Origin of the sequence: Streptomyces sp. NPDC127098, assembly GCF_042722465.1 — a bacterium.
GTDB lineage: Bacteria > Actinomycetota > Actinomycetes > Streptomycetales > Streptomycetaceae > Streptomyces > Streptomyces millisiae.
Map to the genome: position 1 here is coordinate 17,074 of NZ_JBHXFJ010000002.1, position 18,716 is coordinate 35,789.

Here is an 18,716-nt window from a genome sequence, read left to right on the forward strand (position 1 = left end):
CATGGACGAGTTCTACGACTGGCTGGAGCGGACGGAGCTCGGCGAGGCCGTCCGCACGACCCCCTGGGTGTACTCGTCGCTCGAGACGGTGCACCTGGTCGGCATCGCGGTGCTGGTCGGGCCGGCCATCGCCTTCGACCTGCGGCTGCTCGGGGTCGGCCGCCGGCTGCTGCCGGTGACGTCGGCCGCCAGGCACCTGCTGCCGCTGGCCCGGCTCGGCTTCGTGATCGCCGCGCTCTCCGGGGTGGTGATGTTCGTCTCCGGCGCCGCGGCGGTGGGCAACAGCGCCGCGGCACCCTGGAAGCTGGGGCTCCTGCTGCTCGCGGGGGTGAACGTCGCCGTCTTCCACCTCGGCGTCTACCGCTCGGTCGACCGGTGGGACGTCCGTGAGGTCGCGCCGGCCGCGGCCCGCGCGGCCGGGATCGTCTCGACCCTGGTCTGGGTGGGCGTGATCGCCGCCGGGAGGCTGCTCGCGTACACCTGATGTCGTTCTGAATTCCATGGCCCGTCTTCGGACGGGCCTTTTTCCTGCCGCTTTCCGGAGTAATTTATTCCGCTTTCCCGGCATCCCATTCGGATGTATCCGAGAACAACATCCGCAGATGAAGAATCTGTGAACATTTGCGATTGTGCTCACCCGCGCAATAATGCGGTACCAAACATAATCATCCCCGCATTGTGGCGCCCTCACCCCGACGACTACTTTCGAAACCACCGAAAGACGTCTTGCGCACCACAACCGACCAGGGGGATGTGACGTGCTCATAACCACGGCAGACCGGCTCGAGCTCATGCTCGACGCCCGCGCCGAGGCGACCCGCTTTCGAACCGAGAATCCGCCTTCCGCTTTCCACGAGCACAAGCTCGAAAAGGTCTGGGAACGGGCGTCGACCGCGCCGGCCTACAGGCCCCTCCCGCCGTTCTCGATGGAAACGTTCCGCGACCACCCGATCACCCGCAAGGAGGATCTGAAGGCCAGGCCGCTCGACTACTGCATCGTGGAGCCGGCCGAGGCCGACAAGTACTACGAGACGACGGGCACCACGGGCCGCCCCACGCCCACCCCGCGGCTCGCCGAGGACGCCATCCGCAACGCGGTCTCGGTCGCCGAGGCATGGCGCCCGCTGCTCGGCGAGCGCGACCGGGTGCTGGTGTTGCTGCCGTCCGACGTCGTTCCGGTCGGCGATCTCGTCGTTCACGTGTGCGAATATCTGGGCGCTGTGCACACGCGCGCCTACCCCTTCGCGACCGGCATCTGCGACTGGGACCGGCTCACCCAGATCTGGGAGACCCTGCGCCCGACCGTGCTCTACGTGGCCCCTGGGGTGGCCCAGCAGCTGACCCGGCTGCTCAAGCGCCGCGACCAACTCGCCGCGCACCGCGCCTCGGTCGAGAAGATCATGCTGCTCGGTGAGGTCAACACCGCGCCGTTCCGCGCCAGGCTCGGCGCCTGGTGGCAGGCGGAGGTCTACGACGCCAGCTACGGCAGCACGGAGACCGGCACGCTGGCGACCTCCTGCCACGCCGGGCGGCAACACCTCCTGCTGGCCGCCAACCACTTCGAGCTCGCCACCGCGGACGGCGTGCGGCCGCTGCGTGCCGGCGAGCGCGGCCGCCTCGTGGTCACCCCGCTCAACCTGCACGCCAGGCCGCTGCTGCGCCTCGACACCGGGGACGAGGTCACCGTCGCCGACGACTGCCGCTGCGGCACCGCCGCTCCCTCCGTCACCGTGCACGGCCGCAGCAGCGACGCGCTGGTGTTGGCGGGCGCGAAGGTCACGGTCCGCGAGGTGGAGGAGATCGTCTACGGCGAGACCGCGGCCACCGGCTACCTCATGGAGGTCGACCCCGAGGGCCGGCCGCTGCGCCTCCTGCTGGAGCGCGACAGCGACTGGGACCGCGGCGCCGAGGGCGAGCTGGCCGACGCGGTGCAGGCCGCCTCCCGCAGCAGCCTGCGGGTGACCTGGGGCGACGTGCGCTTCGTCAACGCGCTTCCCGTCAACACCAAGAGCGGCGCCTCCCAGAAGAGCTGGAAGCGCACCAACCTCCGCGTGGTGGAGGCCGGTTCATGACCACCACCGCCTCCCCGGCCGGGGTGGCCACCGGCCAGCCCGACCTGTGGTGCACCTACGCCGCCATCCGCACCCTGGGCTGGCTGCGCCGCCCCGACGGCGTGCCGCACCCGGAGCGGACCGCCCGCTACCTGGCCACCCGCCGCAACGCGGACGGCGGCTACGCGTGGAGCCGCGGCATGGCCTCGGACGCCTGGGCCACCTACTACTGCACCCAGGGGTTGATCGACCTGGCCCGCCTCGGCGTCGCGGAGCACGCCCCGGCCGGTCTCGACCGCACCGCCGCCTGGCTGCGAGAGACCTGGTCGGGCGACGCCTTCGCCATGATGCCGGGACAGCTCCCCGACGCGTGGGCCACCTTCTTCTCCACCCGCACCACCCTCGAGGTGTGCCGCGAGCCGGTGCCCGAGCCGGACCGGCTGCTCGGCTGGCTCGGCGCGCTCCAGACCGCGGACGGCGGACTCGGCTGGACCCCCGAGCACGCCGCCGCCGGGGTCGCCGACGTCCGCGCCTGCTTCTACGGGGTGCTCGCCTGGCGGGTGCTCGCCAGGACCGGCCGCACCGCGCCGCCCTGGGACGTGGAGCGGCTCCTGGCCTGGCTGCGGGCGCAGCAGACGCCGCAGGGCGGGTTCCGCTTCTCGCCGGCCGCCGAGGTGCCCTGCATGTGGGCCACCTACCGGGCCACCGCGGCGCTCGACGCGCTGGGCGGCGCCCCCGCGGACCCGGCCGCCTGCGTCGCCTGGATCGAGCGAAGGCGCGGCGCCACCGGGGCGTTCGTCCGTTGGGACGGCTATCCCGTCGAGGACGTCTGGGCCTCGTTCTGCGCCATCGGCTCACTGCACGCGCTGGGCGCCCCCACCGCCGAGCACTCCACGGCGGTGACCGCCCGGATGCGTGAACTCGCCTGCGAGCAGGGCGGATTCACCTACCGCGAGCCGACGCTGGCCGCCGACGCGCTCGCCACCTCGGCCACGCTGCTCATCGCGGACCCCGACGCCCCGGCCACCGCCCCGGGCCCCGACGAGCTGCGCGACTGGCTCGCCGGCTGCCTGCTGCCCAACGAGGGCGGCGTGATGTACATGCCGGCCCGCGGCAGCGAGGTCCGCTGCACCCTCTGGGCGCTCTCGGCCGGCGCCCTCCGGGACGACCCCGGCGCCCGCAAGCGGGTCGCCGACTGGCTCGGCGAACTCCAGAACCCCGACGGCGGGTTCGGCTACTGGGAGGGCCGCGGATCCGACGTGGTCTCCACCGTGTCGGCCGCCGAGATCCAGTCGCTGCTGCGGCCCGACCACCCCGACGTGCTCGACGGGACCCGCCTGGTCGGCTTCCTCGACGCCTGCCGCACCACGGTGGACGCCGGGGAGCCGGACGCCGAGCCGGCGGCCAACGTGCCCGGCGGGGCGCCGACCCTGCGCGCCACCCTCCAGGTGCTGCGCGCCCGGCAGGCCGTGGGCCGGCCACGCCCCGCCGCGGTGCGCGCCGCCCTCGACCGGCACCGGGTGACCGGCGGCGGCTACGCCAACGAGGGCCGCCGCATACCGGACCTGCTGAGCACCTACGAGGCCGTGCTCACCGCCGACCGACACGGGGTGGCGCTGGACACCGACCATCTGCGCAGGTTCGTCGACCGCGTCGTCACCGGGGCCGGCACCGCCTGGACCCCACTCGCGCCGCCCGAGGGCGACGACCTGCTGGCGACCTGCGTCGGCACCCTGCTGGCCCGGCGCGTCCGGGGCGAGCTCGCGGAGCTGCCCGCCCTCACCCTCTCCTGAAGGACCCTCGTGCCCACCATCACCATCACCAGCCCCGAGCTGCCCGCGCGCCGACGCCGCGCCGTCGCCGTCCGGCTCACCCGCTGGCTCACCGGACGCGGCGTCACGCCCACGCACGCCGTGGTCCGCTTCGTCACCGAGGAGCCGGGCAGCCTCTACGCCGGCGCCTTCCCGGTGGAGGCGCTGCCCGCGCCGGCCGCCGACCCGACGGCGCCCGGCCGGCCCGGTGCCCAGGAGCCGCTGCACCACGCCTCGGTGGTCTGTCAGATCGGCGTCGACCGGGACGCCGACTTCCGCGACCAGCTGGCCGCCGAGATCGCCGGCGCGCTCGGCGTCGGCCCCGGCACCGCCTTCTTCTACCTCGACCTGCAACCCACCGCGAGGGGCCACGTCTACGTGGCCGACCACGGCGCGCTGCGCCGCGTCGACACCCTCGACGACCTGCCCGCCCCCACCGACGACGGCGCGCTCGCGCGACGTGAGGAGACCCCGGCATGACCGCCCCCACCACCGTGCCCGACGAGAAGCAGATCCGCGACGGCGTCCGCGAGGCGCTCGCCGTGCCGCTCGGCGACGCGCTGGCCGGCGTCGCCGACGACGCCGAGCTGACCACCGCCCTCGGCGAGCGCTACGACAGCCTCACCGCCATGGAGTGCGTCACGGCCGTGGAGACCAGGTTCGGCGTCGAGGTCGACTTCGTGGCCGACGACGTCCGGCACTGGTTCTCCAGCGTCAGCCGGATGACGCGGTTCGTCCGCGAGCGCCTGGAGGACGGCGCGGTACTCGACGGCGGGGCCTGATGGCCGCGCGACCGGTCGAAGGACCCGACGGCGAGGCCGAGTTCACCACCTCGGGACACACCGGCGACCCCGTGGCCTGGCGTCGCACGGACGCCCAGCTGCGCGCCGAGGCGGAGCTGGTGGCCGACACCGTGGTCGGCCCCGCAGGAACCCTCGACCACATCGTCAACTTCGCCCCCACCCACCACCTCTACGGCCACCTCTTCGGGGAGGTGCTGCCCCGGCTGTGGAACGTCGAGGTCCACCAGGCGTGGTCGCACGAGGTGACCGCGGTGCCGCCGCTGCGCGGCGCCGCCCGCACCCTGCTGGTCTGCCTGCCGTCCAGCTGGCCGCTGCTGCGGCGGCTGGTCCCCGCGCTGCGCCGGCTGCCCTCGGTGGTCGCGCTGCACAGCTCGGCGGCGCCGACCGAGGCCGCGAGCGAGGTGGTACGGGCGCTGGCCGGCACGGGCTTCCGCGCGGTCAGCCTCCTCGGTTCGACGGAGACCGGCGCGGTGGCCCACCGGCCGGTCGCCCCGACCGGCGCGGACCCCGGCCCCTGGCGGCTGCTGCCGGACGTGTCGCTGCTGCCCGACCCGTGCCAGGACACGGGCGGCGAGGGCGCCCACCACCTGCGGGTCACGAGCCCGCGCGTCGCGCGCCGGGCCGACATGGCGGCGCCGCCCGCGAGTTGGCGGCTCGCGGACCTCGTCCGCCCGCGCGGGCCAGAGGAGTTCGACTACCTGGGGCGCGCGTCGCGGCTGGTGAAGGTCAACGGACGACGGGTCTGGCTCGACCAGGTCGAGGCCGCTGTGCGGGCCGCGTTCCCCGGGATCGAGACGGTCTGCCTGCCGGTGTCCGACCCGGTCAGGGGGGAGCACTACGAGGTGTGCCTGGCCGCCGGGGCCCGCCCGGCCGGCGCGGGCGCCCCGGGGATCAGGGCGGCCATCGGGGCGGCGCTGCCCGGGGCGCCGGGGCCGAGAGCGGTGCACACCGTGCCCGAACTGCCGCGCACCACCACCGGGAAGATCCGAATCCCAGCCCTGCGGGACCTGCTCGCGCACGCTCGCCGCGAACCGGAGGCGGCGTCCGGCGAGGCCCTCGCCCACGCCTGACAGCGATCGGCCGACCGACACCCGACCAGTGCCGGAGAAGAGAGGACGCATGTCAACCACCCGCCTGCTGATACCGACCCGTGCGGCTCAGCAGCCCGACTGGGCCCCCCACTGGGGGGAACTGGACACCGTGCTCGGCGAGCTGACCGAGCGCCCCCCGCTGGTGACGGCCGGGACCGCCGCCGCGCTGCGGGACGAACTGGCCTTCGTGGCGCGGGGTACCGCCTTCGTGATCCAGGCCGGCGAGTGCGCCGAGCTGTTCGAGGACAGCACCCCGGACCGGGTGCGCGCCAAGGCGACGTTGCTGCACGGACTCGCCGACGTGTTCGAGTCGTTGACCAAGCTGCCCGTGGTGCGGATCGGCCGGTTCGCCGGCCAGTTCGCCAAGCCGCGGTCCAGCCCGTGGGAGACGCTGCCGGACGGCACCGTGCTCCCGGTCTACCGCGGCGACGCCGTGAACTCGGTCGAGGCGACCGAGGTGGCCCGCCGTCCCGACCCGCGGCGGCTGTTGCGGGCCTACGACTGCGCCGGTTCCGCGCTCGCCGAGTTGGCGGGCTCCGACGATCCCCGGGGGACCGGGGACGTGCGGGCCGCACTGGCGCCCACCTACGTCAGCCACGAGGCGCTGCTGTTGGAGTACGAGCACGCGCTGACCCGTCCCGACGCCGCCGGCGGGCGGTACGCGTCCTCGGCGCACTTCCTGTGGATCGGCGAACGGACCAGGCAACTCGACCACGCGCACGTGGAGTTGGCGGCCTCCATCAGCAATCCGATCGGGGTGAAGCTGGGCCCGGACGCCTCGCCGGCCGACGTGGCCGCGCTGCTCGACCGGCTGAACCCGGAGGAGCGTCCTGGCCGGCTGACGTTCGTGGTGCGGATGGGGGCGGAGAAGCTGCCGAAGCGGCTGCCCGCCCTGCTGTCCGCGCTCGGGCCACGGGCGGCGCACGCCACCTGGATCACCGACCCGATGCACGGCAACACCAGGCAGACGGCGGCCAGGCAGAAGACGCGGGTGCTCGACGACGTGCTCGCCGAGGTCGAGGGGTTCTTCGCCGCGATGAGCGCGCACGGACTGCCGCCCGGCGGCCTGCACCTGGAGACCGCCCCGGACGACGTGACGGAGTGCGTCACGCACGAGGGCCAGCTGCACTCCCCCATCCCGCTCCCCCGCTACGAGTCGGCCTGCGATCCGCGGCTCAACCCGGAGCAGGCGGAGCAGGTGGTCCGGCTGGCGGCGGAGCTGACCGCCCGGCCCGCCGCCCCGTCCCACACCCGTCATGAGTGACCCGCGGTCCACGAAGGAGAACGAGCCGCCGATGCGTATCGCACGTGCCAGGGAAGACCGAGCGCCGAGCCCGAGCCGGCGGTCCCTGTTGGGGGCGTCCGCCGGCCTCGGGGCCCTGCTCGGGGTGGCCTCGCCGCTGGGCGCCGGCCAGTCCTGGGCGGCCGGGCGGCCGGCCGGTGAGCGGGCCGCGTCCCCCGTCGACGACGATCGGGCCGCGGGGCCGCTGTTGCCGGTGCCGCGGGTGGACGAGGTGGCCAGGATGGGCCCGCACGGCTGCGAGGGCATGGTCTTCGACGCCGCGGGGCGGCTGTTCATGTCCAACACCCAGGGCACCGAGATCCTGCTGATCGGCATGGACGGCGCGGTGACCGAGTGGACGCGCGCCGTCCGGGCGCCCAACGGGCACAAGGTGCTGGCGGACGGCACCCATCTGGTGGCGCAGATGGGCCCGCCGGGGGCCGTGGTCTGGCTGGACGCGGACGGCACGGTGCTGCGGGTGATCGACCGTGACGACCGGGGGCGGGCGCTGCGGGCCGCCAACGACGTGGCGATCGACCCGCGGACCGGCGGCGCCTATGTCACCGATCCGGGTCCGTTCGCGGGCGGGTTGCCCGGCCGGGTCTACTACCTGCCCCATCCGCGCGCGGAGTTGATGACGGTGGTGGACGAGGGGGACGAGGGGGTGCTCGACTACCCCAACGGCCTGGCGCTGAGCCCCGACGGGCGGGCACTGCTGGTCTCGGAGAGCGGACGGAACCGGATCATCAGGTTCGCGCTCCCCGAGCCGGGTCGGCCGGTGCGCCCGACGGTCTTCGCCCGGCTGCCGTCCCAGCCCAACACCTGGACCGACGGCGAGGCGCAGCCGGACGGCCTGGCCTTCGACACCGAGGGCCGGCTGTTCGTGGCCCACTTCGGCACCGGTCTGGTGCGGGTGCGCGACCGGTACGGGCGGGATCTCGGCTCGTTGGACTCCCGGACGCCCTGCATCACCAACTTCGCGTTCGGCGGGCCCGACATGGACCAGCTGTTCGTGACCGCGCACCTGGGCACCTCGCTCGGCGACCCCGGGCCGGCGGTGGTGGTGCGGATGACGCTGCCCGGCATCGAGGGGCTGCGGCTGCTGCCCTGAGCCCCGGCACCGGCCGAGCCCCGCCCCGCGCCTCAGCCGCGCGGGGCGGGGCTCGGTAGTACCGAGCGGATGTCGTCGACGATCCGCTTGACCAGCGGTTCCGGATCCTCGAGGAAGTAGAAGTGGCCGCCGGGGAAGGAGCGTACGCCGAGGAAGTCGGTGGTGTGCCGGGCCCAGTGCGGGGCGTCCCGCTCGTCGGCCACCGGGTCGGACTCGCCGCAGAAGGCGGACAGCGGCCGCCGCAGCACGGGCGCCGGCGAGGTGGCCGGCTCCCAGGTCTCGGCGGCCTCCAGGTCGGCGGTGACCAGGGGCCGCACGCGCTCCCAGAGCAGCGGATCGCGCAGGATCCGGTCGGGCAGCCCGCCCAGGTCGGTCAGCGCCCGCCGCAGCCCGTCCGGCGGGAGGCCGTGGAGCGGCGGGTCGGAGCGGGTGATCGAGAAGAACGGGCCCGGGTGCCCGGAGACGCCGACCCAGACGGGCGGCGGACCGCCCCGGCGCTGGGTCTCCAGGGCGGCGGCGAAGGCCACCAGGCCGCCCATGCTGTGCCCGAACAGCGCGTAGGGCCCGTGGTTCTCCGCCGCCAGCCGGTCGGCGAGGGCGTCGCTGATCACGGTCAGCCGGCGCTCGGCGGGGTGCGCGGCGGCCTTGGGCCGGCCCGGCGCGACGACCAGCCGGAGCTCCCAGTCCTCGGGGAAGTGCGGCAGCCATGGCCGGAAGGTGCTGTGCGAGCCGCCCGCGTGGTGCATCAGGTAAAGGGTGAGTTTCGGGTCAGGTGCGGGCTGGTGACGAAGTACCGACAATATCGAGCCCGTCATGTGCGGGACTCCCTCCCGTATTCTTCGCGTAGCCTCATGGCCAATCCTCTTCCGGTGCCCCGGTATCGTTGCCCGCTCTCCGTACGACACCTCATGATGCCATCGGGGCGTCGCCCGTTCCCGGTTTTCCCGATGCGCACTCAGGGGCAGCCGTCTACTCCTTTGGAGGCAGTGTCGGTTGACCTTTATGTGGAATCGCCAGGGGTCTGTCGCCCATGCTTGTATGAGTCGTCCTCATCGACCGTGCCGGGCGTTTTCCACCCGGGGGATTCAGAGGTGCATAATGCGACTCAACGTCCTCGGCCCACTCGAAGTGATAGGCAGTTCCGCGACGTGTCGGGTACGCGGGTTCAAGCTGGCCAAGGTGACAGGACTGCTGGCGCTGCGGGCCAATCACTTCGTCTCGATCGAGACGCTCAGCGAGGAGTTGTGGTCGGGATCCCCACCGCGCAACGAGGCGACGACGATCAGGACGCACGTCTACAACCTGCGGCGGGTGCTGAGTTCCTCGGGTCCCGGGCCGTCCTCCGGAGTGGCGCTGCACACCAGGCCGATGGGCTACCAGCTCTCGATCCCGGACGAACTGCTGGACGTGAGCCGGTTCGACCGGCTGGCCCGCGAGGGGCGCGCGCTGTTCGACACCGGGCGTTACGCGGAATCCGCCGAGCGGCTTCGCGCCGCCCTCGCGGTGTGGCGGGGCAGCGCGCTGGAGGGAATTCCGGTAGGTCCTGTGCTCTCCGGTCATCTGGCGCATCTCGCGGAGAAGCGGGCCCGAATTCTGGAGTTGCGCATCGAGGCGGACATGCGGAGCGGCCGGCATCGGGATCTCGTCCCCGAACTCTACGAGTTGGTGGCCACCGACCCGCTGAACGAATGGCTTCAGGCCCAACTCATGGAGGTGCTGCACCGCTCCGGAAGGCGCGGCGAGGCGTTGCGCAGTTTCCACGACGCCCGCCGGTGCCTCGACGAACAGCTCGGAATAGAGCCGTCCGACGACCTGCACCAGACATACCTGCAGATTCTGTCCTCCGGATATCAGAGGTAGGAGGACTCGGGGGTGATGAGAGCGGCCTCCCGCGCGGTGCGCACGGCCTCCATGCGGGAGGACGCCCCCAACTTCTCGAAGACGTTGCGCAGATGTCGCTTGACGGTGCCCTCGGTGATCGAGAGGCGGGTGGCGATCTGCCGGTTGCTCAGCGCGTCGGCCACCAGCGTGAGTACCTCGAGCTCCCTGGGGGAGAGCACGATGGACTGCTCGGCGCCGCCGCCGACGGTGAAGCCGCCGGGCACCGCGATGGTGACGCCCTGGCCCTCGTGGGCGCTGCGGATGGTGGTGACCAGGTACTTCCGGCTGACGTGTTTGGAGAGGTAGCTGGCGACCCCGGCGTCGATGAGCCGGCGCACCAGGTCGGCCCGGTCGTGGACGGTCAGCACGATGACCTTGGGCCGGGGCGACACCCGGTGGAGCCGGGCCACGGTGTCCAGCGGGTCGTGCTGCGGCATGCCGAGGTCGAGCAGTACGACGTCGGGGTGGGTGTCGCCGGTGACGGCGACCACCTCGTCGCCGGTGCCGGCCACCCCGCAGACGGCGAAGTCCTCCTCCACCAGCAGGGTTTCGCAGAGCGTCTCGCGCAGCAGGGTGTGGTCGTCGGCGACCACGATGCGGATGGGGTCAGACGAGGTCATGGGGTCCGTCCGTGAGGGGCACGAGGAAGGCGATTCGTGTTCCGTTCATCGGCACGCTGGTGATGGTGAAGGATCCGCCGAGCGCCCTGATCCGTTCCTTCATGGAGATCAGGCCGCTGCCGGTGCGCGGACCGACGGCGTCGGAACTCGACGCGAATCCGCGGCCGTCGTCCTGGACGACGGCGCACACCCGGCTCGCCGACAGTTGGAGCATGACCAGTGCCTGCCCGGCGCCGGCGTGCGTGAAAATGTTCCGCAGGCACTCCCGCAACACGAGGAACACCTCGCCGCGGACATGCGACGGCACGTCCGTCTCGTCTCCGTCGACGAAGATGGTGACATCGGTCAGGTCGAGCCCGTAGGCGTCGACATAGGACCGCAGCTCGCGGTCGATGTTGGACACCGGAGTCTGCAGGCGTAGACCCGAGGAAAGCCTTCTGACCCCCTCGAAAAGATTGCCCAGTATCGCGTGCAGATCCTCGATGTGTCGCCGCGAGAAAGTTTCTTTCGATTCCGTTGCCAGATTATGGAGTTCGAGTTTCCTGAGTGCTAGGCTGATGTTACTGCCGAACCAGTCGTGCAGTTCGCGCGCGGCACGCTTACGGTCCGCGGTGCGAAGCCCTTCGAGCTTTTTCAGTAACGCTTTCTCGTACCAGACCGAGGATATTCGGCTGCGTTCGACGACGCTTCTGTTGATCGCCGCGAGGGCGAGTTGGGTCCTTCCGGTCGGCAGCAGCCGGCCGGCGCCGAACCCGGTGAGCCCAGACAGGAAAACGTCGATCATCTCGCCCCAGGCGAGCGTCAGCTTGTCGAGCGGGATTCCGGAGAGCGCCGTCGAGACCCCCAACAGGGAGGCCAGCGCCACCTTGTCGTCGTTGACGACCACGCGGCCGACCTTCAGGCTCCGCAGACAGTCGTCGAAGACGTATCCGAACTGTCTGCGCCACTCGGCGCGCAGGTCCCGGCGCTCCAGCAGGGCGTACGCCAGCCGCTCCTCGTAGCGGGCGTAGAGGCGGTCGATCATCGACGACTCGGGGAGTATTTCCCCGCCATTCACCCGCCCACCGCCCACCACACACCCCGTGGTGGACGCCTCTCGTTCACGTTCCGGTTGACTCAGAATCTGACTCTCCCCCGTAGGTTGAACTGATTGGTCGGATCAGAACGCCGGTCGAGATAGGCCACTTTCATAATATCTTCACAGCCGCCGGCCAACAATACTGTTTTCGGTCCCAGGAGTCGCCCGAAAGGTCAAATAACAGTAATGCAACCAGAGGTGCCGTTGACCTTGAATGTGCAACCGCACCGGATCGCCGCCAAAGCCGCGATCGTGCCGGCGCGTTTTGGCGCGCCGCCACGCCGGCCCCCGCACGCGAAACCGGCCGCCGCGGTGGCGGCGGCGGCCGGCGCGTCACGGACGGAGGGTCAGCCGTGCTGCGGACCGCCGGTCGGCGGCAGCTCCAGCTTCACGGCCCCGAGCTGGGCCAGCAGGAAGAGGTCCTGACGGCAGGCCCAGTGCTCGACGACCTTGCCGTCCTCGACCCGGTAGATGTGGATGTGCTCGACGTCGACCTTGTTGCCGGTCGCCTCGACGCCGAGGAAGTTGCCGACGTGGGTGCCGGTGAACCGCAGCCGCAGCACGGCCTTGTCGCCCTCGGCGAAGCTGTCGAGGTGCTCCCAGTTGGCGTCCGCGAAGACGCTGTTCATCCAGCGGGCCGTGCCCAGGTAGCCGTTCGGACCGCCGGGGGTACCGGGAGGGGCCTCGTAGTCGACGAACTCCGGGGCCACGAGGCGGTGGGCGACCTCCTCGTCGAGGTCGTTGAAGATCTTCCCCATCTGGTGGGCGATCTCGAGCACGCTTTCCGACATGCCGTGGAACCTGCCTTCCCTGACAGTGTGGTTGGTCGTCGATCGTTGGAACACGTCCCGGCCGGATGGCCGGAAGTCAGTTGCCGAGGCCGAGGCCGCCGCCCACCGGCAGGATCGCGCCGGTGACGTACGAGGACCCCTCGCTGACCAGGAACCGCACCGCGTGCGCGACCTCCTCCGGGGTCCCCACCCGGTGCAGCGCGGTCTGGCCCAGCAGGTTCTCGCGCCGGACCGGGGTGACGTCCCTGGACATGTCGGTCTCGATCAGCCCCGGCGTCACCACGTTCACGGTGATCTTGCGGCGCCCGACCTCGCGGGCCAGCGAGCGCGCGAAGCCGATCAACGCGGCCTTCGACGCGGCGTAGTTGGTCTGTCCCGGCGCGCCGGTCAGGCCGCTGGTCGAGGACATGAACACCATCCGCCCCCAGCGCGCCTTGATCATGTCCGGCGCGACCTCGCGGGCGACGTTGACCGCGCCCATCAGGTTGGTCTCGAGCACCGAGCGGAAGTTCTCGTCGGCCATCCCGACCAGCAGCTTGTCGTGGGTGATGCCGGCGTTGGACACCAGGACCTGGATGGGCCCGTGCTGCACCCTGGCCTCGGCGACCGCCCGGCGCACCGACTCGCGGTCGGTGACGTCGCAGCGGACCCCGAAGAGACCCTCGGGCGGGTCGCCGGTGCGGTGGGTGACGGCCACCTTGTCCCCCTGCTCGGCCAGCACCCTGGCGACGGCCAGGCCGATGCCCCGGTTGCCACCGGTGACGAGCACCGAACGGCTCATGTTCAGACCCCCTTGTCGACTGTCTCGGCGAGCCGGGCGACGGCCTCGGCCGGGTCGGTGAAGTGCAGCGCGCGCCAGCCGGCCGCCTCGGCGCCGGCGCAGTTGTGGGCCAGGTCGTCGACGAGCAGGCACCGCTCGGGCGGCACCCCGGCCCGCTCGGCGGCCAGCGCGAACATCTCGGGCGACGGCTTGCGGTGCCCGACCTCGAAGGAGAGCAGCACGTCGTCGAAGAGCTCGGCCGGATCGACCATCCGGCGCCAGTGGGCGTCCCAGGTCGGCACCATGTTGGACAGCATCCCGACGAACGCGCCGCGCCCGCGGGCCGCGCGCAGCGCGTCGACCCAGGCGTGGTTGGTCTCCCGCCCGTCGAACCAGATGTCGGCCAGGGTGGTCAGCCGCAGCGTGATCCCGTGGTCGGCGGCCAGCACCTCTCCGATCTCCGCCAGCCACTCCGCCTCGGTGACCAGCGGGGTGTCGATCGGCAGCATCACGTCCTCGGTGCCGTAGCGGGCCGTGACCTTGCCCAGCGCCTCGTTCAGGATCTCGGGACGCACCCCGACCCGGGCGCAGAAGACGGCCATGGTGTGGGAGAGGGGCGGGGTGAGGACACCGCCGAAGTCGGTCCACACCGCGATCCGTTCACCACCGAACCGGTCCACGCCGTTCACGCCGTTCCGGCCGCTCGCTCCGCTCACAGGAGGCTCCCCATCGTCATCGTGACCGAGGCGATCTCGGCGCCGTTCTGGTGGAAGGTGACCGGGAGGGTGACGCGCCCCTCCTCGTCGGGCGGCCCGGGGCGGGGGGCCGAGAGCCGGACGGTGTCGTCGAGTTCGGCGAAGCGCGCGAAGTGCGCGGCGATCCCCACGGTGTGGGTGGTGCGCGGCGCGTCGAGGCTCAGCAGGGCCAGCTGCCTGGCCCCCTCGACCAGCGTCATGGCCGGGAGGTGGTCGTAGACGTGGTCGAAGAGCGACCGGTTGCGGAAGCTGGGCGTGAACTCCGCGCTGACGCCTGCCTCGTCGACCAGTTCGCCGGCGAGCACCACGTTCAGCGGGTGCACCCGACCGACGCGCTCCGGCGCCACCCGCCGCGGGTCGTCGCCGGGCCGCGCGTCCTCGTAGTCGGAGGTCAGCGGGGCGGGCGTGCCCCGCTGGGCGCGGCGCAGGGCGTCGTTCTCCCGGTGCCGCAGGAAGAGCACGTCCATCACGTGCTCGCCGACCGGCTCGCCGCCCACCAGGTACCGCTGGGCCACCCTGCCCTTGCGGTAGCGGCCGGCCCTGTTGGGCTCGCCGATGTACTCGGTGTCGATCAGCACGCTGCCCGGCTGGGGGCCGATCACCAGCGCCTTCAGGTCGTCGAGGGCGAAGGTGAAGCGGTCCACGATCATCGTGGTGTCGTGGTCGAACCGCATGTGGGCGTGGGTGCCGGCGATGGCCGCCTGCCGGCCGGCCTCCAGCAACAGCAGCGCGTCGTGGGTGGCGGGCGACTGCACGTGGTCGTTGTAGTAGGCGTGGACGAGGGGCAGTTGAACGGCCGTGCGCACCGTCCGCTCGCCGGTGGGTCTGACGTCGGTGACGAACACCTCGGAGACCGCGGCCTTGTGGACCAGCGCGCGGTCCAGGGTGCGTTCGTGGCGTGGCTCGGAGGAATCTGGGTCCGGTTCCGGGTCCCCATGCGTGGTCATTACCCGTCCCTCGATTTCTCGGAAATGGTCGCCTACGAGTCTCACGGAATGCCGTCAACCACAGATACAGCACGCATAAAAGCCGTCGTCGACGACTGTTACGGGTGACCGGGGGCCGCTCGCGCGAGTGGGGTGTCGAGCAACTCGAAACCCGACCACACCCGATGGGTCGCGGGAAATCCCATCGCCATCAGGGCATTGATCAGCATGCCGTGCGCGATGAAGTACGTGGTTTCCCCTCCGTCGGCGCTCAGGACGATGTGCGAGTCGTCCCACAGCTGCATCCAGCGCTCCCGGATCGCCGCACCGAGCCGCAGGTCACCGCTTACTTCCGCGGTGGCGACCGAGACGTACACCTGGAGTTGCATGAGCAACTTCTCCGGGTCCGAGATGAGCCGCCGGTACGCCTCGGCCATGGCGCGGTGCCGTTCTTCGGCAGGGGCCGAAGCGGCCGCTTCGAGCAATGTGGTGCGGATCTCGGCGAGGCAAAGGTTCACCACCTCCAGAAAGAGTGACTGTTTGGTGGGAAAGAGCCGGGAAAGACAGGGCAGAGACACGCCGACACGCCTGGCTATAACAGCGGTCGTGGTGCCGTGGTATCCGCCCCTGGAGAACTCCCTGACTGCCGCCCTGAGAACGCGGTCGCGTCTTTCCCTGGCGGTCGTTCGTGCCATGCGGCCTCCTCCTTCGGCCGGATGGGACCGGCCACGGGCCGGCGCTGGTTCAGAACCCGGCGCGCTGGAGCCAGAAGGTGTCGGCGGTGCCGACGCCGCCCATCAGCACGTCGACCTGGCCGCTGACGGCGTAGGCGCCGCCGGGGGTCTCGGCGATCGTGGTGGGCGCGGGGAAGGCCCAGGGGTCGGTGCGGTCGACGACCTGGGCGGTGCGCCAGCCGTCGCGCGAGGCGAGGGCGGTGACGGCGGTGTCGCCGCGCTCCATGCCGAGGCCGGCGCCGAGCTCGTTCTGGACGGCCAGCAGCGTGCCGTCGGAGCGCAGCGTGATGCCGTCGACGCCGACCAGGGACTGGGGGACCTCGACCCGGGTGACGCGGGGCTCGCCGCGCAGGGTGACCCGGAACATCTCGCCGGTGTCGTAGCGGGTGGTGAGCAGGTAGCCGTCGGGGTGCCAGGCGATGCCGTTGAGGCCGATGAACTCGGCGGCGAAGCGCTCGTCGGTCACCAGGTCGCTGACCCGGCCCCTGGTGTCGATCCGCTGGATGGTGGCGGAGACGGAGTCGCTGACGTAGACCGTGCCGGTGCGGGTGTCGTAGGCCAGGTCGTTGGCGAAGGAGTTCTCGCGGCCCTGTCCGGTGTCGACCTTCCGCAGCAGCCGTCCGGTGGTGAGGTCGATGATGGCGACGCCGGAGGTGGGCGGCTGCTCGACGGGCAGCATCCGCCTGACCCAGTAGTCGGTGTAGCTGACGATGATCCGGTTCCTGCGGGTGTCGACCTTGATGCCGAGGGTGGAGACAAGACCGATGCTCGGGGTGAGCTCGCTGACCTCGCCGTCTGGGGTGACGACGGAGACGTTCCCCTGCCGCGACGAGGTGACCAGGAAGGCGTCCCGGGTCGGGTCCCAGGCGACGCCCTCGGGGTACAGCTCGGGCGAGACGGCGGTGACAGCCGCGGGCAGTTCGTCGTCCGGGCAGTGCCGCCCGTGGGCGTGGCGGTCGGGGCCCTGGTGGCCGACGGCGGTGGCCGGCACCTGGAGCGCGGTGAGCAGCAGTCCGCTGGCGCAGAGGGCGAGGGCGGCGCGGTGGCCGCGGCGGGTTCCTGGGGTGGTCATGGCTGGTGGCTCCTCTTGGCGAAGTCGTGGCGGCTCGCGCACCGCCGCCCGGTGGGCTGGCAGGTACATGGCAACCTGGCACCGGGACTCGGAGGTGACACGCGTCGACTGGTGATCGGCCGGTGGGGGCCACGCCCGGGGGGTGCCGCGGGGACGGTCACCCCCCGGACGCGCGGGGGCGGGGTAGTGGTATTCGAGGGCCGGCCGCGAGTCAGCGCGACTCGGTGACGGTGAGCCCCTGTTCCGGCAGGCCCCGCTCGGCCGCCGAGCCCTCGGCGGGCGGCGGGGTCCCGGCGCCGCCGCCGTGCCGGATGAACAGGCCGAGGACGGCGCCGAGCGCGACCACGGCGACGCCGAACCACAGGGCGGGCTCGAGGCCGGCGACGAACGCCTCGCCGGCGTCCTCCGGGCCCGCGATCGGGTGGCCGTCGAAGCCGTGGGTGAAGATGGTGGTGAGCACGGCGATGCCGAGTGCGCCGCCGAACTCGCGGACGGTGTTGTTCACGCCGGACGCCTTGTTGTGCTCGGCGTCGCGCACCGAGCCGATGACGGTGGCCGGGTTGGCCGCGAAGACCATGCCCATGCCGATGCCGGCCAGGATCATGGGGGCGATCATCGCGCCGTAGGACAGGTCCGGTTCGGCGACGAGCGCGATCCAGGCGAGCGCCACGGCCTGGAGGCCCGAGCCGATCGCCTGCAGGATCCCGCCGCCGAACCGGTCCACCAGCGCGCTCACGATGGGCACCGCCACCATGGGCGCCGCCGTCCAGGGAAGAGTCCGCAGGCCGGCTTCGAGCGGGCCGTAGCCCATGGGTCCCTGGAGGAACTGGGCCAGGAAGAAGATCGAGCCGAAGACACCGAAGTACATGGTGAAGGCGACGGCGTTGCTGAGCATGAAGGCCGGGATCCGGTACATGCGCAGCGGGATCAGCGGCTGTTGGGCGCGCCGTTCGTGGACGATGTAGCCGATCAGCAGCACGGCCGCGGCGACCAGCGCGACGACGGCGTTGGTCTCGCCCCAGCCGTGGTCGGCCGCCTGCACGATGCCCCAGACGGCGACGACGACGGCGCCGACGACCAGGACCAGGCTGGTGACGTTGAGACTGCGGTCGTCGCCCCGGCTCTCCCGGATGGCCCACATCGCCAGGGGGAAGGCGATCAGGCCGACCGGCACGTTGATCCAGAAGATCCAGCTCCAGTCGAGGCCCTCGGTCACCAGGCCGCCGGCCAGCGGGCCGACGGCGATGCCGATGCCGTTGACCGCGCCCCAGACGCCGACCGCCATGTTGCGCTGCTCACGACTGACCGCGGCCACCGCGAGCGTCAGCGAGACCGGCAGGATGAGGCCGGCGCCGGCGCCCTGGAGGACCCGGGCGGCGACCAGCCACCCCACGGAATCGGCCATCGCGCAGAAGGCCGAGGCGACCGTGAAGGAGCCGATGCCCCACAGGAAGACGCGACGCCGTCCGATGCGGTCGCCGAGCACGGCTCCGGCCAGCAACGCGCCCGAGAACGGCAGCGTGTAGCCGTTGACCACCCACTGGAGCTCGGCCTGGGTGGTGTCGAAGTCCTCGGCGATGGTGGCCAGGGCGGTGGTGACGACCAGGTTGTCCAGGGACCCCATGAACATGGGGAGCGAGGCCGCCAGGAGCGCCCACAGCACCCCAGGGCTCTTGCTTGTCATTCCTGTCTCCCGTTTCTTTCTCTGCGCTGGGTGACTTTTCTGAGCTGGATGACTTTCCTGCGGAAGCCCTGAGGAAGAGAAACGACGGCGTCTCCTTCGCCCGGCGGAAATCGCGAGAACCGCGCACAGGAAGAATGTCAGGACGGCCAAGCGGCGTGCGTTTTCCGACGCTTGGTTGGGCCCCGCGCGACTCCGTCGAGGCGCGCATGGGCGTGAGCGTGCCGGCGTCCGGATGGCCACCCCCACGGACCGGCGCCGTGGGCGTT

Annotated in this window: 19 protein-coding genes; 9 read left to right on the plus strand and 10 right to left on the minus strand. The window is 71.8% G+C overall.

The window, feature by feature from the left end:
- The first annotated feature begins 1 nt into the window (after nucleotide 1).
- From ACFWI8_RS01510 to ACFWI8_RS01545, 8 genes are all read left to right on the plus strand, one after another.
- Nucleotides 2-484, plus strand: coding sequence for a DUF6644 family protein (locus tag ACFWI8_RS01510; RefSeq protein WP_387084331.1), 483 nt, complete (start codon nucleotides 2-4; stop codon nucleotides 482-484).
- 442 nt (nucleotides 485-926) lie between these two features.
- Complete coding sequence (locus ACFWI8_RS01515; RefSeq protein WP_387084333.1) at nucleotides 927-2,072, plus strand: phenylacetate--CoA ligase family protein; 1,146 nt, start codon at nucleotides 927-929, stop codon at nucleotides 2,070-2,072.
- The gene (locus ACFWI8_RS01520) at nucleotides 2,069-3,844 is read left to right on the plus strand and encodes a prenyltransferase/squalene oxidase repeat-containing protein (RefSeq protein ID WP_387084335.1); all 1,776 of its coding nucleotides are present in this window, start codon (nucleotides 2,069-2,071) and stop codon (nucleotides 3,842-3,844) included. The genes ACFWI8_RS01515 and ACFWI8_RS01520 overlap by 4 nt, the downstream gene beginning before the upstream one ends.
- Nucleotides 3,845-3,853: 9 nt before the next feature.
- A complete protein-coding gene (locus tag ACFWI8_RS01525) occupies nucleotides 3,854-4,342 on the plus strand; it encodes a hypothetical protein (protein ID WP_387084337.1) in 489 nt (162 codons plus the stop codon).
- Nucleotides 4,339-4,644: an acyl carrier protein gene (locus ACFWI8_RS01530; protein ID WP_387084339.1), complete on the plus strand. Its 306-nt coding sequence runs from the start codon at nucleotides 4,339-4,341 to the stop codon at nucleotides 4,642-4,644. The genes ACFWI8_RS01525 and ACFWI8_RS01530 overlap by 4 nt, the downstream gene beginning before the upstream one ends.
- Nucleotides 4,644-5,735, plus strand: coding sequence for an acyl-CoA synthetase (locus ACFWI8_RS01535; protein ID WP_387084341.1), 1,092 nt, complete (start codon nucleotides 4,644-4,646; stop codon nucleotides 5,733-5,735). Before ACFWI8_RS01530 ends, ACFWI8_RS01535 begins: the two co-directional genes overlap by 1 nt.
- Before the next feature lie 49 nt (nucleotides 5,736-5,784).
- Complete coding sequence (locus ACFWI8_RS01540) at nucleotides 5,785-7,020, plus strand: 3-deoxy-7-phosphoheptulonate synthase (RefSeq protein WP_387084343.1); 1,236 nt, start codon at nucleotides 5,785-5,787, stop codon at nucleotides 7,018-7,020.
- Nucleotides 7,021-7,051: 31 nt separating this feature from the next.
- On the plus strand, nucleotides 7,052-8,149 hold the full coding sequence (locus ACFWI8_RS01545) for an SMP-30/gluconolactonase/LRE family protein (RefSeq protein ID WP_387084345.1): 1,098 nt from the start codon (nucleotides 7,052-7,054) through the stop codon (nucleotides 8,147-8,149).
- 32 nt (nucleotides 8,150-8,181) lie between these two features.
- On the opposite strand, the gene ACFWI8_RS01550 is transcribed toward ACFWI8_RS01545, so the two are convergent.
- Nucleotides 8,182-8,895: a thioesterase II family protein gene (locus tag ACFWI8_RS01550; RefSeq protein WP_387084347.1), complete on the minus strand. Its 714-nt coding sequence runs from the start codon at nucleotides 8,893-8,895 to the stop codon at nucleotides 8,182-8,184.
- A 352-nt stretch (nucleotides 8,896-9,247) separates the two neighbouring features.
- Here ACFWI8_RS01550 and ACFWI8_RS01555 point away from each other — a divergent pair, with 352 nt between their 5' ends.
- Nucleotides 9,248-10,009 (plus strand): BTAD domain-containing putative transcriptional regulator, encoded by a 762-nt coding sequence (locus tag ACFWI8_RS01555; protein ID WP_387084349.1) that lies wholly within the window; start codon nucleotides 9,248-9,250, stop codon nucleotides 10,007-10,009.
- On the opposite strand, the gene ACFWI8_RS01560 is transcribed toward ACFWI8_RS01555, so the two are convergent.
- From ACFWI8_RS01560 to ACFWI8_RS01600, 9 genes are all read right to left on the minus strand, one after another.
- Complete coding sequence (locus ACFWI8_RS01560; RefSeq protein ID WP_311595285.1) at nucleotides 10,000-10,650, minus strand: response regulator transcription factor; 651 nt, start codon at nucleotides 10,648-10,650, stop codon at nucleotides 10,000-10,002. The genes ACFWI8_RS01555 and ACFWI8_RS01560 overlap by 10 nt on opposite strands.
- Nucleotides 10,637-11,674: a sensor histidine kinase gene (locus tag ACFWI8_RS01565; RefSeq protein ID WP_387084351.1), complete on the minus strand. Its 1,038-nt coding sequence runs from the start codon at nucleotides 11,672-11,674 to the stop codon at nucleotides 10,637-10,639. The genes ACFWI8_RS01560 and ACFWI8_RS01565 overlap by 14 nt, the downstream gene beginning before the upstream one ends.
- A 401-nt stretch (nucleotides 11,675-12,075) precedes the next feature.
- Nucleotides 12,076-12,519: an ester cyclase gene (locus ACFWI8_RS01570; RefSeq protein WP_387084353.1), complete on the minus strand. Its 444-nt coding sequence runs from the start codon at nucleotides 12,517-12,519 to the stop codon at nucleotides 12,076-12,078.
- A 76-nt stretch (nucleotides 12,520-12,595) separates the two neighbouring features.
- Nucleotides 12,596-13,300 carry a 3-oxoacyl-ACP reductase FabG gene (fabG, locus tag ACFWI8_RS01575; protein ID WP_387084355.1) on the minus strand — a complete coding sequence of 235 codons (705 nt, stop codon included), beginning with the start codon at nucleotides 13,298-13,300 and terminating at the stop codon, nucleotides 12,596-12,598.
- A gap of 2 nt (nucleotides 13,301-13,302) precedes the next feature.
- Nucleotides 13,303-13,995 carry an HAD family hydrolase gene (locus ACFWI8_RS01580; RefSeq protein ID WP_387084357.1) on the minus strand — a complete coding sequence of 231 codons (693 nt, stop codon included), beginning with the start codon at nucleotides 13,993-13,995 and terminating at the stop codon, nucleotides 13,303-13,305.
- Nucleotides 13,992-14,981: an AfsA-related hotdog domain-containing protein gene (locus tag ACFWI8_RS01585; protein ID WP_387084359.1), complete on the minus strand. Its 990-nt coding sequence runs from the start codon at nucleotides 14,979-14,981 to the stop codon at nucleotides 13,992-13,994. Before ACFWI8_RS01585 ends, ACFWI8_RS01580 begins: the two co-directional genes overlap by 4 nt.
- A gap of 98 nt (nucleotides 14,982-15,079) precedes the next feature.
- The gene (locus ACFWI8_RS01590; RefSeq protein ID WP_387084361.1) at nucleotides 15,080-15,655 is read right to left on the minus strand and encodes a TetR/AcrR family transcriptional regulator; all 576 of its coding nucleotides are present in this window, start codon (nucleotides 15,653-15,655) and stop codon (nucleotides 15,080-15,082) included.
- Nucleotides 15,656-15,704: 49 nt separating this feature from the next.
- Nucleotides 15,705-16,766 carry an SMP-30/gluconolactonase/LRE family protein gene (locus ACFWI8_RS01595; protein ID WP_387084363.1) on the minus strand — a complete coding sequence of 354 codons (1,062 nt, stop codon included), beginning with the start codon at nucleotides 16,764-16,766 and terminating at the stop codon, nucleotides 15,705-15,707.
- A 211-nt stretch (nucleotides 16,767-16,977) separates the two neighbouring features.
- Nucleotides 16,978-18,450 carry an MFS transporter gene (locus tag ACFWI8_RS01600; RefSeq protein ID WP_387084365.1) on the minus strand — a complete coding sequence of 491 codons (1,473 nt, stop codon included), beginning with the start codon at nucleotides 18,448-18,450 and terminating at the stop codon, nucleotides 16,978-16,980.
- Nucleotides 18,451-18,716: the final 266 nt, after the last annotated feature.

What these genes read in the sequence shown, in the direction of transcription:
- ACFWI8_RS01600 (WP_387084365.1), bottom strand. Translation starts at nt 18,450, where the DNA reads ATGACAAGCAAGAGCCCTGGGGTGCTGTGGGCGCTCCTGGCGGCCTCG.
- ACFWI8_RS01595 (WP_387084363.1), bottom strand. Translation starts at nt 16,766, where the DNA reads ATGACCACCCCAGGAACCCGCCGCGGCCACCGCGCCGCCCTCGCCCTC.
- ACFWI8_RS01545 (WP_387084345.1), top strand. Translation starts at nt 7,052, where the DNA reads ATGCGTATCGCACGTGCCAGGGAAGACCGAGCGCCGAGCCCGAGCCGG.
- ACFWI8_RS01565 (WP_387084351.1), bottom strand. Translation starts at nt 11,674, where the DNA reads ATGATCGACCGCCTCTACGCCCGCTACGAGGAGCGGCTGGCGTACGCC.
- fabG (WP_387084355.1), bottom strand. Translation starts at nt 13,300, where the DNA reads ATGAGCCGTTCGGTGCTCGTCACCGGTGGCAACCGGGGCATCGGCCTG.
- ACFWI8_RS01530 (WP_387084339.1), top strand. Translation starts at nt 4,339, where the DNA reads ATGACCGCCCCCACCACCGTGCCCGACGAGAAGCAGATCCGCGACGGC.
- ACFWI8_RS01570 (WP_387084353.1), bottom strand. Translation starts at nt 12,519, where the DNA reads ATGTCGGAAAGCGTGCTCGAGATCGCCCACCAGATGGGGAAGATCTTC.
- ACFWI8_RS01540 (WP_387084343.1), top strand. Translation starts at nt 5,785, where the DNA reads ATGTCAACCACCCGCCTGCTGATACCGACCCGTGCGGCTCAGCAGCCC.
- ACFWI8_RS01555 (WP_387084349.1), top strand. Translation starts at nt 9,248, where the DNA reads ATGCGACTCAACGTCCTCGGCCCACTCGAAGTGATAGGCAGTTCCGCG.
- ACFWI8_RS01515 (WP_387084333.1), top strand. Translation starts at nt 927, where the DNA reads ATGGAAACGTTCCGCGACCACCCGATCACCCGCAAGGAGGATCTGAAG.
- ACFWI8_RS01520 (WP_387084335.1), top strand. Translation starts at nt 2,069, where the DNA reads ATGACCACCACCGCCTCCCCGGCCGGGGTGGCCACCGGCCAGCCCGAC.
- ACFWI8_RS01550 (WP_387084347.1), bottom strand. Translation starts at nt 8,895, where the DNA reads ATGCACCACGCGGGCGGCTCGCACAGCACCTTCCGGCCATGGCTGCCG.
- ACFWI8_RS01510 (WP_387084331.1), top strand. Translation starts at nt 2, where the DNA reads ATGGACGAGTTCTACGACTGGCTGGAGCGGACGGAGCTCGGCGAGGCC.
- ACFWI8_RS01585 (WP_387084359.1), bottom strand. Translation starts at nt 14,981, where the DNA reads ATGACCACGCATGGGGACCCGGAACCGGACCCAGATTCCTCCGAGCCA.
- ACFWI8_RS01590 (WP_387084361.1), bottom strand. Translation starts at nt 15,655, where the DNA reads ATGGCACGAACGACCGCCAGGGAAAGACGCGACCGCGTTCTCAGGGCG.
- ACFWI8_RS01535 (WP_387084341.1), top strand. Translation starts at nt 4,644, where the DNA reads ATGGCCGCGCGACCGGTCGAAGGACCCGACGGCGAGGCCGAGTTCACC.
- ACFWI8_RS01560 (WP_311595285.1), bottom strand. Translation starts at nt 10,650, where the DNA reads ATGACCTCGTCTGACCCCATCCGCATCGTGGTCGCCGACGACCACACC.